The organism is Rudaeicoccus suwonensis (assembly GCF_007829035.1).
In the GTDB taxonomy this organism is placed as follows: Bacteria; Actinomycetota; Actinomycetes; order Actinomycetales; family Dermatophilaceae; genus Rudaeicoccus; species Rudaeicoccus suwonensis.
Genome location: NZ_VIVQ01000001.1, coordinates 335,078 through 346,843, shown reverse-complemented (window position 1 = coordinate 346,843; position 11,766 = coordinate 335,078). Strand labels below are relative to the sequence as shown.

The 11,766-nt window shown below is 66.9% G+C and carries 9 protein-coding genes; all 9 read right to left on the bottom strand.

The window, feature by feature from the left end; genetic code table 11:
- Positions 1–22: 22 nt before the first annotated feature.
- The 9 genes from BKA23_RS01665 to nuoL all read right to left on the bottom strand — a co-directional run bounded on the left by BKA23_RS01665 (position 23) and on the right by nuoL (position 11,761).
- Positions 23–1,702 (bottom strand): glycosyltransferase family 39 protein, encoded by a 1,680-nt coding sequence (locus BKA23_RS01665; protein WP_145224904.1) that lies wholly within the window; start codon positions 1,700–1,702, stop codon positions 23–25.
- Between the two features lie 141 nt (positions 1,703–1,843).
- Positions 1,844–3,145: a D-arabinono-1,4-lactone oxidase gene (locus BKA23_RS01660; protein WP_145224902.1), complete on the bottom strand. Its 1,302-nt coding sequence runs from the start codon at positions 3,143–3,145 to the stop codon at positions 1,844–1,846.
- Positions 3,138–4,280 (bottom strand): alanine racemase, encoded by a 1,143-nt coding sequence (locus BKA23_RS01655; RefSeq protein ID WP_145224900.1) that lies wholly within the window; start codon positions 4,278–4,280, stop codon positions 3,138–3,140. Before BKA23_RS01655 ends, BKA23_RS01660 begins: the two co-directional genes overlap by 8 nt.
- Positions 4,277–4,897 carry a TetR/AcrR family transcriptional regulator gene (locus BKA23_RS01650; RefSeq protein ID WP_145224899.1) on the bottom strand — a complete coding sequence of 207 codons (621 nt, stop codon included), beginning with the start codon at positions 4,895–4,897 and terminating at the stop codon, positions 4,277–4,279. Before BKA23_RS01650 ends, BKA23_RS01655 begins: the two co-directional genes overlap by 4 nt.
- An 89-nt stretch (positions 4,898–4,986) precedes the next feature.
- Positions 4,987–5,637, bottom strand: coding sequence for a hypothetical protein (locus BKA23_RS01645; protein ID WP_145224897.1), 651 nt, complete (start codon positions 5,635–5,637; stop codon positions 4,987–4,989).
- Between the two features lie 34 nt (positions 5,638–5,671).
- Entirely contained in the window at positions 5,672–6,670 is a 999-nt protein-coding gene (locus BKA23_RS01640) for a polyprenyl synthetase family protein (protein WP_145224895.1), read from the bottom strand.
- Complete coding sequence (gene nuoN / locus BKA23_RS01635; protein ID WP_246104584.1) at positions 6,667–8,154, bottom strand: NADH-quinone oxidoreductase subunit NuoN; 1,488 nt, start codon at positions 8,152–8,154, stop codon at positions 6,667–6,669. Before nuoN ends, BKA23_RS01640 begins: the two co-directional genes overlap by 4 nt.
- A gap of 47 nt (positions 8,155–8,201) precedes the next feature.
- Positions 8,202–9,869, bottom strand: a complete 1,668-nt coding sequence (locus tag BKA23_RS01630; RefSeq protein ID WP_145224891.1) for an NADH-quinone oxidoreductase subunit M — start codon at positions 9,867–9,869, stop codon at positions 8,202–8,204.
- On the bottom strand, positions 9,869–11,761 hold the full coding sequence (gene nuoL / locus BKA23_RS01625) for an NADH-quinone oxidoreductase subunit L (RefSeq protein WP_145228082.1): 1,893 nt from the start codon (positions 11,759–11,761) through the stop codon (positions 9,869–9,871). Before nuoL ends, BKA23_RS01630 begins: the two co-directional genes overlap by 1 nt.
- Positions 11,762–11,766: the final 5 nt, after the last annotated feature.

Below are 11,766 nucleotides of genomic sequence, written 5' to 3'. Positions count from 1 at the left end.
GGTATGACGGTGCGCGTCATACCTACGCGGTCGGCGCCTGCCCGGCGGAGCTGTTCCACGGCACTCGCGCTGCAATCCTGCGAGCGTATGGCGCAACTCGCGTTCCGGGCAGCGCACACACCAGCACGATGACGGCCGGCACGAACGGCAGCAGGTATCGCGAACGCCCCTGGAAGATCAGGGTGAACAACGCGATGCCGAGCACGGTGAGAGCGACCAAGGCGACATCCCTGCGGTAGGTCATGATCAGCAGACCGAATCCGCTGATCATGATCAGCCCGAACCAGATGCCGTTCCCGACGCTGTTGTGCAGGTGGTAGTAGCGACCCCCGGGGTGGTTCCACGCGCGCACCGTCGCCACCAGCGGGCCATGAGCGATGACCCGAGCGGTGATGTCCGAGCCTTCGTGGTATGCCCAGAAGGTGCTGTCACCCCAGTTCCACCGCGATTTCGACCACTCGTAGCCCACGGTTCCAAGGACACCGCGCTGCTCGAGTTGCTCGCGGATGATGTGTCGGGACATCCGGTCGACCTGCTCGGGTGTCTTACCGTTCTCATGCCGGATGAGCGAGTAGTTGAAGCCGCCGTACGTCGTGCCGTGCTTGCTGTGGACTTCCAGCAACCCACCGGCGATGAAGCTGAGCGGTGTCGCAGGGCTGGAGTTGATCGCCTGACCGCTCAGGCCCACACGATCGATCGCGAACTTCGAACCGGACATCTCGGTTCCGGCGCACAGACCCGCGCCCACCACGATGACCAGCAACCCGATGACCAGCCTCCGGCCCCGGTGCCGTCGGACGACCGTGGCAAGCAATGCCGCTGCCGCAGCGATCAGCACGATCACCGCTGTCGGTTTGAGCAGCATGCCGACGCCGATGACGATGCAGCACCCGAAATAGCAGGCTGTCTGCGTGCGCAGTCGGCGGGCGTGGGCGGCGTACGCCGCAAGCACGAGCCCGACCATGACGCACGGCATACACAGCACATCGGTGTAGCCCACCACCATCCACGGTGAGATGCCGACGAAGACGACAGTCAGCACCTGCGCCACCATGCCCGGCCCGTCACCGGTCAGCCGGCGCACGAGGAGGTGCACCGCCACCAGGGTCACGAAAAGACAGGCGGTGTTGAGGACCACGAACGATCCGGAGTACCCCAGGCCGACATGGGCACCGGCGGATCGCACGTGCCGAGCGATGTAGAGCATGGGGATGTTGTTGGAGTACATCTCGAAGTACTTCGCGAGATACGCGGGCAGCCGGTGGACCGCGGCACCGTCCCGAATCACCCCCGCGTCCCACGTCACGACATACGTCTGTGAGATCGCGATCACGGCGCTGAACGCACTGAGGACGGCCGCAAGGACGACGCCGAAGGCCAGACCGTACCGTCCCGTGACACGCGGCGAACGGTCGGTCCGGCGGCGCCGTGCGACGAACCACCAGCACCAGACCGCCACGGTGAGCACCGCGATCGCTGCGGCGGCGACGGCGGAGTAACCGCTCGGCGAGCGCACCGGCGTGATGAGCACCCCCAGGCCGACCAGAGCCAGATAACCGCCGGCGATTCGCTGCAGGAATGCTCCGATGTGCGACTCCCACCGCAACCGTCGACTGCCCCGAGGTTCGGTGACGGCCCGCTGTCCCCCCTGCTCAGGCATCGGCACCTCAGCCTGCTGCGAGCCATCCACCCCCGAGTTCACCGCATGACTATAAGCGTCTCCACAGCTGGCTCACGAGCTGACAGTGTGTGATTCAGCGCCTTGGCAGCCGATTGTGAGCCGACGTTGAGGCGGCGTCCGACAACCTCGGTCGGGCGGCTGGTGCGAAGTATCCGCGCCGCCTCAATCTCCCAGGACTTGGTCCAGATAGTCGTTCGTGAAGGTGCGATGCGGGTCGAGCCGATTGCGCAGCGCGACGAAATCGTCGAAGCGCGGGTACCGCGGCCGCAACTCCTCGGCAGTCAGGTCGTGCAGCTTGCCCCAGTGCGGCCGGGCGCCGTGGTCGTCCAGCATGGCCCAGAAGGCCTTGAAGTAGGTCGTGTGGTCGCGTTCGTGGAACTGGTGTATGGCGACATACCCGGTCTCGCGGCCGTGGGCCGTCGACATCCAGACGTCGTCGGGCGCGGCGAAACGCACCTCGACCGGGAAGGCCACGACTTCCTTGCCGCGGTTCAGCCAGCGTTGCAACGAGCGCAGCAACTCGGGGATCTCCTCGCGCGGCACGGCGAATTCGCTCTCGCGGAAGACCACGTCGCGTTGCGAGGCGAAGACCCGGTAGGACCAGTCGGTGTACTCCCGGCGCGAGAGCGCCCGACCGCTCACCTGGTTGATCGACGGGATCGCCGCGGGGACTCGGGTCGTCAGCTTGTTGACCACGCCGAACAACCTGTTGGACAGCAGGTCGTCGTCCAGCCTGCTGCGCCACGCGGGCAACGGCGCCAGCAGTGACTCGTCGGTGACACGGGTGTTGGCCTTGGTCAACACCCGATCGGTGTGCGGAAACCAGTAGAACTCGAAGTGGTCTACGCCGTGAATCGTCTCCTCCAGCGACTCCAGCACCGGCTCGAGAGTCGACGGCGCCTCGATCGCGTGCAGCAGGAAGCGTGGCACGCAGGCGAGTTCGACCGCGGTCACGATGCCGAGCGCACCGAGGCTGAGCGAGACCGCGGGCAGCAGGTGGGCGTTCTCTGTGTCGTTGACCTGCAGCAGCGAGCCGTCGGCCAACACCATCTCGACACCGGTGACCTGGCCGGCCAGGCCGGTGAATCCCAAACCGGTGCCATGGGTGCCCGTCGAGAGCGCCCCGACGATCGACTGCCGGTCGATGTCGCCGAGATTGGTCATCGCAAAGCCGCGACGGTGCAACTCGGGGCCGAGGACGTGCAGGGGCGTGCCGGCGCCGACCACGACGCGGCGCTCCGACTCATCGACCGAGCGCACCCCGCTGATGCGATCCATCCGCACCAGGATGTCGGTGGGTTCGGCGATGCCGGTGAACGAATGCCCGGCGCCGACGGCCTTCACCCGGCGCCCACTGCGGGACGCCTCCTCGCACAGCACCTGCAGGTGCTGCACGTCCCGCACCATGACGGTTTCCGCCGGGTGGCTCGTCACGGTGCCGGCCCAGTTCGACCACTCAGCCAAAGTTCTGTCCTTCTCCTCGGTAGGTCGGCAGCCGATCGACGATCTCACCAGCCCGGACCAGCACGATCTCATTGAAGCGCGAGCACATCTCACCGGCCTTGGCGTGACGAAACCACACCGTGTCGCCCACCGTCAGGTCGAGGGCGGCCTTGCCACGCAGCGGCGTCTGCACCTCGCCCGGACCCTCCTGCCCGAAATACCGCAGCCCCGTGGGGTGCACCGGTCTGGGCAACCGTGAGGCACTCGCCGGGCCGGATGCGACATACCCGCCCGAGAAGGTCACCGCGACGTCCGGACGCGGCTTGCGGGTCACCGGTGAGGCGAAGTATGCCGCGGGGCGCAGTTGCGTGCCGTCATACCCGTCGAACAACGTGGGCGTGAAAAACCCTGAGCCTGCTGCGAGTTCGGTGATCCGAGGGTCGCGGCCGGTGGTATGCAGGCTGCCGGTGCCGCCGGCGTTGACGAATTCCAAGCGCACGTATGACGCGATCGCGTCGAGCACCTCGGCCCTGCGCCCGGTCAGCTGCGTCAGCGAACGACGCTTCATCAGCCGCACCGCGGGATTGGAGTCGGGCACACCCGCGACCTGGGCGTCGTAGAACATCACGCCCACCAGATCGACACCCGTGAGCCGTTCGGCCGCCTGCGCCATGGCCACCGCCAGGTCAGCACCGAGCACGCTGGAGCGGTGCACGCCGACGTGCAGGCCTCGCAGGCGCAGCGAACTGTCGACATCGAGGCAGGCGCGCAGCGGCACATCCTGAGCGGCGGCGTCGAGCATCCGCAGGTGCTCCGGCAGGTCGACCATGAAGGTGATCTCGCGGGCGAGATCGGCGTCCGCGGCCACTTGGGCGAAGGCAGCGGTGTCCACGCTCGGGTAGGCGACCACGACGTCACGCACGCCGTGCCGCACCAGCCAGACTGCCTCGGCGGCCGAGTAGCCGAGCACTCCGGCATACCCGTCGGTGGCCAGGATGCGTTCGATCAGGCCACGCACCCGCAGCGACTTGGACGCGACCCGGATCGTGGTTCCCGCTGCGCGACGCAGCATCTCCTCGCGGTTGGCCTCGAAGGCATCGACGTCGAGCACCGCGGTCGGCGCGCTGATCGGACCGAGCGAGCCCCACACGCTCACGCGGGTTCCGGCCCCACGGCATCGGCGGGCAGGGCCGCGAGGGCGATTGCGAGCACCTGTCCGAGCAGTTCGAGCGTCTGCCAGGCGGCGGCGTCGTCGTTGTCGACGATCCACGAGAGGCTGACGCCGTCGGTGACCGCGACGATCAGTCTCGAGATCGCGGCCGGGTCCACCGCCACCGGGTGGTCGAGCGCCGCGATGTAACGGTCGACGGACACCAGCGCCGTCGAGTAGGCACGCTGGAGCAGCCGCCGACCGACCGCCTGAGCATCTGCGTCACCACGCGACAGGCTCGCCAGCAGTTCATAGACCAGCAACTGTCGGCGGCGGTCGCTGCCGATCTGCTCCCAGTAGGTTCGCAGGCTTGCACGCACCGCCTCGGCGGGACTCATCTCGTCGAAGGCGTCGGCGTCGATGACCGGCTGGGTGATGGACTCGGCGACCGCTTCGATCAGGGCGGTCTTGGACCCGAAGCAGTAGTGCACCGTGCCCAAGGGCACGCCGGCCTCCTGCGCCACCCGGCGAACCGTTGCCGCCTCCAGCCCCTCGGCAACAGCGACCCGGACGGTCGCGGCGACGAGATCGGCGCGGCGCTGATCGGCGGATAGACGCGGCATACCACCAGCCTAGATACAACTTGGACGCTTGTGCATCTTCGGCGTCGGGCAATCTGCCGACGACGAGGCCAGGCGCGTCGCTTCGTCGGTCAGCCGCTGCGCGACACGACGTGCCACAGCAGGAAGATGCTGCCCAGCAGGCATGCCACGATCGAGGCAGCGCGCGTGCTGGCCGCCACCTTCGCGCGCGTCTGCGGCGAGACGTTCGTCGCTGCGGGAGCGACCCGCACAAGCAGACCCGGCAGCCATGCCGGCGTCAGCACCAGCACCGTGACCACGGCCAGCGTCACGACCGCCAACCACCCTGGCAGCGTTGACGATCCGAGCCGCTGGGCCACCGCGATGTAGAGCGGCAGCGTGGTGAAGTTGGTCGCCATGCCGAGCACTCCCCACGACACCAGACCCTGGGGCGCGGGCGCCGTGCCCATACTGCGGTCGGCGGCGCGTTGGTGGTGCATCTCGGCGACGAGCAGCCGGGCGCCATACGCCAGCAGCAGCGCGGCCAGGATCCCGTCGGCGGTGCGCGAGGCCAGCTCCCGCTGGGCGAACGAGGCCGCGGCCGCGCCGAGCAGCCCCAGGCTGAGGGTGCCGAGGATCGTCAGGACGATCGCATTGCCGACCACGAACCGCAACACTGCGCGGGCGCCGCTGCTGGCTGCGACGGACGAGGCATTGAGGAAGATCACCGGGCTGATGGAGGCCAGCAGCACCAGCGGCAGCAAGCCGAGGATCAGCGTCATCCGGCGAGTCGCAATCGCGCGGCCGGGCGCCGACTCAGGCCGAGCGAGACGCCACCTGGCGAGGCAGCGCGCGCAGCACACGCAGCGCGTCATCATCACCGAGCGGGTCCAGCAGGGCGGCAGCGTCATTGGCAACGGACACAGTGTGCTGGCGGGCCTGTTCGACGGCCGGGTGGACGCGCAACAGGCGCAGCGCCTCGGCGTGCTCGGCGTCGTCGGTCAGCGGTCCGCGGCTGAGCAGCTCGACCAACCTCTGGTCGGCGGGGTCGGTCGAACCCCTGGCATAGAGCACCGGAAGAGTTGCGACGCCCTCGCGCAGGTCGGTGCCCGGCGTCTTGCCGGACTCAGTCGCCTCCGAGGTGATGTCAAGGACGTCGTCGGCGAGCTGGAAGACGATGCCGACGAGTTCGCCATACCGGGTCAGTATGTCGATCGTCGTGTCCGGACAACCGGCGAACATCGCGCCGTATCGCGCGGCGGTGGCGATCAGCGAGCCGGTCTTGTCGGCCAGGATCCCGAGGTAGTGCTCGATCGGATCGCCATCACCGGCTGCCTGCCGGTCGTCGTTGATCTGGCCGATGCACAACCGCACGAAGGTCCGCGCCTGGATCAGGACGGCATCCGGACCGAGGCCGGCGACCAATTCCGAAGCACGCCCGAACAACAGGTCACCGACCAGGATCGCCGTGGAGTTGTCGTAGGCGTGGTTGGCGCTGACGACACCACGCCGCACCGTCGCCTGGTCCATCACGTCGTCGTGATACAGCGACGCCAGATGGGTGAGCTCGACACCGGCGGCAGCATCGACCACTTCGCTGTTGCGACCTGTGCCGAGCTCGGCAGCCAGCAGCGTCAGCATCGGGCGGAACCGTTTGCCACCCGCGGCCAGCAGGTGGCGCGCGGCGCCGGCGATGAACTCGTCACCGACATCGACGACCTGGTGCAACCGGGCATCGACCTCGGCCAACCCCTCGATCAGCCGGCCAGCAAGCTCGGGTGTCGCGTCGGGGATCGAGGAGTTGGCTTCGCTCATCGCATGAACAGCGCGGAATGCTGCGCCAGATTCAGCAGCGGTGCCGGAGCGACGCCGAGCACCAGCGTCGCGACGACACCGATCGTGACAGAGACGCCGGTCAGCGGTGACGGGGTCAGCACGTGCGTGTCCGCGTTCGGCTCGGAGAAGTACATGAGCACGATGAGCCGGACGTAGACGAAGGCTGTCACCGCGCTCACCACGACACCGACGACCGCCAGCCAGGTGGAGCCGTGGCCGACTGCGGAGGAGAACAGCGCGAACTTCGCGGTGAATCCGGACGTCAGCGGGATTCCGGCAAACGCCAGCATCAGGAAGGACATCACGGCCGCGAGCACCGGGCTGGTGCGACCCAGTCCGGTCCACTGCGACAGATGCGTCGCCTCCGAGCCGGACGAACGCACCAGCGCGACCACGGCGAAGGCTGCGATCGTGGTGAAGCCGTAGGCCACCAGGTAGAACAGGATGCCGGACAGGCCGGTCTTGTTCAGGGCGACGATGCCGATCAGCAGGAAGCCCGCATGGGTGATGGAGGAGTACGCCAGCAGTCGCTTCACGTCGGTCTGGGTGACCGAGAAGACCGCGCCGACCACCATCGTGAGCACCGCGACGACTGCGAGGACCGGCTGCCAGTTCCAGCGCAGACCGTCGACCGCGACATAGAACACGCGCAGCATCGCACCGAAGGCCGCAACCTTGGTGCAGGCAGCCATGAAGCCGGTCACCGGAGTCGGTGCGCCCTGGTAGACATCCGGGGTCCACGAGTGGAAGGGCACGGCGCCGACCTTGAACAACAGGCCGACCGCAACGAGCAGCACACCCGGGATCAGCATCGAGTCACGTCCGGTCACGGTCGAGATGGCGGTCGCCATCGGGCCGAACTGGATCGTGCCGGTCGCGCCGAAGATCAGCGCCGAGCCGAAGAGAAAGAACGCCGACGAGAACGCACCGAGCAGGAAGTATTTCAGCGAGGCCTCCTGCGACAGCAGACGGCGACGACGCGCCAGGCCCGTGAGGATGTACAGCGGCAGCGACAGCACCTCGAGAGCGATGAACATCAGCAGCAGGTCGCCCGCGGCGACGAACAGCATCATGCCGCCGATCGAGAACAGCGTCAGCGGGAAGACCTCGGTGGTCGTCGCGCCGAGCTTGATCGCGTTGGTCTCCATCGCGGACCCGGGCACCGAGGAGCCCGACTGGGTGAAGGCGTCTGCGCCGGGCCCGTCGAAACGCTCGGCCATCGCCAGCACAGCCACGAAGGACAGCACCAGGATCGTGCCCTGCAGCATCACCGCGGGGGCGTCGATGACCACTGCGGACGCGGCGGTCAGGCCCTCGTGGTGGCGCGCGCTGAGGATCAGCGTCAGGAAGCTGATCACCAGCGCGACCAGCGTCAGGGCCACCTGGCCGTAATACCGCAGGTGGCGGGGCGCGAAGGCCTCGATGAGCACACCCACCATGGCCGCGCCGAAGATGACAAGCATCGGCACGACAGCGGCATACGAGATGTGTGCCTGGGTGAAGGAGGCGGTCACTTGCTGCTCCCGTCTTGGGCCACACCGTGTGCAGGTGCGGGGTCGTGGACGCCGACATGCTGCAAGGTGGCCGAGACGGCTGGGCGCAGCAGGTCGAGGGCGGGCTTGGGGAAGAACCCGAGGCCGACGAGGAAGGCCACGAGCACACCCGCGACCACCTTCTCGCGGATGTTGAGGTCGTGGATCGCCGAACCGCGGACCTTTGCCTCCGCCGGGATGTCCTCCATCTGGGTTTCCGGCTCATCGAAGAGCGTCGCGCTGACACCGGTGTGCGGACGAGAACCGTCCTCGTTCAGTGCCAACGTGCCGTCTGCGGCCGCAACGAGCTGCGGTTTCGGTCCGGTCATGACGTTCTTGACCATGAGCAGAACGTAGAGCGCAGCCAGCACGACGCCGATCACGGCGATGCCACCGGCGACCTTGTAGCGCTGGAAGGTGCCCATCATGACCAGGAACTCCGACACGAAGGAGTTCAGGCCCGGCAGCGCCAGACCGGACAGACCGGCGACCAGGAAGACGCCGGCGAGCACCGGGGTGATCCGCTGCCAGCCGCCGTAGTCGGTGATGTTCTTGCTCTTTCCGCGCGCGATCAGGAAGCCGGCGAACAGGAACAGTGCCGCGGTGGTGAAGCCGTGGTTGATCATGTAGAGCTGCGACCCGATGAGCGAGGTGTTGGTGACCGCGAAAATGCCCAGCACGATGAAACCGAAGTGGCTCACCGAGGTGTAGGCGATCAGACGCATCATGTCGTTCTGACCGATCGCGGCGATCGCACCGTAGACGATCGAGATGATCGCCAGCACGATGATGACCGGCGTCGCCCAGTGGCTGGCCTGCGGGAACAACTGCAGACAGAAACGGATCATCCCGAAGGTGCCGACCTTGTCGAGCACACCCACCAGCAGCACGGCCACGGCGGGCTTGGACTCCGATGCGGCATCAGGCAACCAGGTGTGCACCGGCCACATCGGAGCCTTCACCGCGAAGGCGATGAAGAAGCCGACGAACAGCAGGCGCTCGGTCGTGGTCGACATGTGCAGGCCGGTCAGCGTGCTGACCAGGAAGCCGTGGCTGCCGCCGGGGCCCTGGGCGTACAGCCCGATGACCGCGACCAGCATGATCAGACCGCCGGCGAGCGAGAACAGCAGGAACTTCACCGCGGCGTACTGACGGCGCGGCCCGCCGAACAGCCCGATCAAGAAGTAGACCGGGATCAGCATCGCCTCGAAGAAGACGTAGAACAGGAAGACATCCGTCGCGGCGAAGACGCCGACCATGAAGGTCTCCAGCACCAGGATCAGTGCGAAGTAGGTCTGCTCACGACGGCCGCCCTCGGGGACGTCGTTCCAGGCCGCCAGCATCGAGACCGGCACCAGCACGAGGCTCATCAGGATGAGGCTGAGCGCCATACCGTCCACACCGAGGGCATAGGACACCCCGAACTGCGGAATCCAGCTGTGCACTTCCGCGAGCTGGAACTGCGGGTGCCCACCGCCGAGCTTGAACTGCGTCGCGGCGAGGATGCCGACAACCAGGGTGACCAGCGAGAACGCCAGCGCGATCGGCCGGACGAGCCGGGCCGAGCTGCGCGGCAGCACCGACACCACGACCGCTCCGACGAGCGGTATGACGCCGAGCGTCGTCAACCACGGAAAGTTGGACATCACTGAACCACCCAGACCACACCGAGGATTGCGACGACGCCGACCAGCATCGTCAGGGCATAGGAGCGCACGAAACCGTTCTGCATCCTCTTCAGGCGGGCGGAGCTTCCTCCGATACCCGCAGCCAGACCGTTGCCGCCACCGTCGACGACCTTGTTGTCGAAGAACACCAGCGCGCGCGTCAGGTGCAGACCCGGACGCTGGAAGGCGGCCTGGTTCAGGTCGTCCTGTCCGAGGTCGCGGCGCGCGGCCTGCGTGAGCAGTGAGCCGACCGGTGGCGTCACCGGCACCTCGTCCCGGATGTACATCTTCCAGGCCAGCGCGATACCGATCACCATGAGCACGAAGGTCAATCCCATCAGGGGGTACTCCCCGATCACGGCGTGACCGTCCTCCTTGCCGACCACGGGCTTGAGCCAGTCGGTGATGATGTTGGTCGGGCCCAGGATGAGACCGAGGAAGGCTGAGCCCAGCGCGAGGATCATCATCGGGATCGTCATTGTCAGCGGCGACTCGTGCGGGTGGACATCGTCGGTCCAGCGACGCTTGCCGTGGAAGGTCATGAAGAACAACCGCGACATGTAGAACGCCGTCACACCGGCGGCGATCAGGGCCGTCATACCGAAAACCCATGGTTTCCAGCCGGATCCGACGAACGATGCCTCGATGATCTTGTCCTTGGACCAGAAACCCGAGAACAGCGGGAATCCGATGATGGCCAGGAAGCCCGCACCGAAGGTCAGCCAGGTGATCTTCATGACCGCGGACAGGCCACCGAAGCGGCGCATGTTCACCTGATCGTTCATGCCGTGCATGACCGATCCGGCTCCGAGGAACATGCCGGCCTTGAAGAAGCCGTGCGTGAGCAGGTGGAAGATCGCGAAGACATAGCCGACCGGACCGAGGCCCGCCGCCAGGACCATGTAGCCGATCTGCGACATCGTCGACGCGGCGAGTGCCTTCTTCAGGTCGTCCTTGGCACAGCCGATCACCGCGCCGCCGAAGAGCGTGATCGCTCCGACGATGCACACCGCGAGGCGAGCATCCGGCGAGGCGTTGAAGATCACGTGGCTGCGCACGATGAGGTAGACACCGGCGGTCACCATCGTCGCGGCGTGGATCAGCGCGGACACCGGCGTGGGGCCGGCCATCGCATCACCGAGCCAGGACTGCAGCGGGAACTGCGCAGACTTACCGCACGCTGCGACCAGCAGGCAGATACCGATGGCGACGAGCGTGCCCTTGTTGGTGCCCGCCACCGACGCGTCGACGCCCGCGAAGGTCGTCTGGTGCCACGTGGAGAACATCAGGAAGATCGCGAGCAGCATGCCCATGTCGCCGACGCGGTTGACGAAGAACGCCTTGTTGGCTGCCGTGGCGTAGGCCGGGTTCCAGTTCCAGAAGCCGATCAACAGGTATGACGCAAGGCCCACGCCCTCCCAGCCGACGAACAGCAGCACATACGAGTCGGCCAGCACCAGCGTCAGCATCGAGGCGACGAACAGGTTGAGGTAGGCGAAGAAGCGGCGCTTGTCCGCGTCGTGCTCCATGTACCCCAGGGAGTAGACGTGGATCAGCGAGCCGACGAAGGTGATCAGCATCACGAAGGTCAGCGACAGCGGGTCCATCAGCAGTCCGGCGTTCAGGCTGAAGCTGCCCGCCGGGATCCAGGAGTACAGGTGCAGGTGCAGCGATCGCTCGCTGGCGCCGAGGCCGTGCAGGTGCCAGATGATCAGCAGGCCGACGACGAAGGCGGCCCACGAACAGGCGACCGCGAGATACGGGCCAGCCTTGTCCAGCTTGCGGCCGCCCAGCAGCAGCACGGCAGCGCCGAGCAGCGGCAGGGCGATCATCAGCCAGCCGACTGAAGCCACACCTGTGGCGTCATGCATGGTCA

Excerpts from the sequence above, each read along its gene's own strand:
- BKA23_RS01650 (WP_145224899.1), bottom strand. The coding sequence starts at position 4,897 with ATGCCGCGTCTATCCGCCGATCAGCGCCGCGCCGATCTCGTCGCCGCG.
- BKA23_RS01645 (WP_145224897.1), bottom strand. The coding sequence starts at position 5,637 with ATGACGCTGATCCTCGGCTTGCTGCCGCTGGTGCTGCTGGCCTCCATC.
- BKA23_RS01640 (WP_145224895.1), bottom strand. The coding sequence starts at position 6,670 with ATGAGCGAAGCCAACTCCTCGATCCCCGACGCGACACCCGAGCTTGCT.
- nuoN (WP_246104584.1), bottom strand. The coding sequence starts at position 8,154 with ATGCTTGTCATCTTCGGCGCGGCCATGGTGGGTGTGCTCATCGAGGCC.
- BKA23_RS01630 (WP_145224891.1), bottom strand. The coding sequence starts at position 9,869 with ATGTCCAACTTTCCGTGGTTGACGACGCTCGGCGTCATACCGCTCGTC.
- nuoL (WP_145228082.1), bottom strand. The coding sequence starts at position 11,761 with ATGCATGACGCCACAGGTGTGGCTTCAGTCGGCTGGCTGATGATCGCC.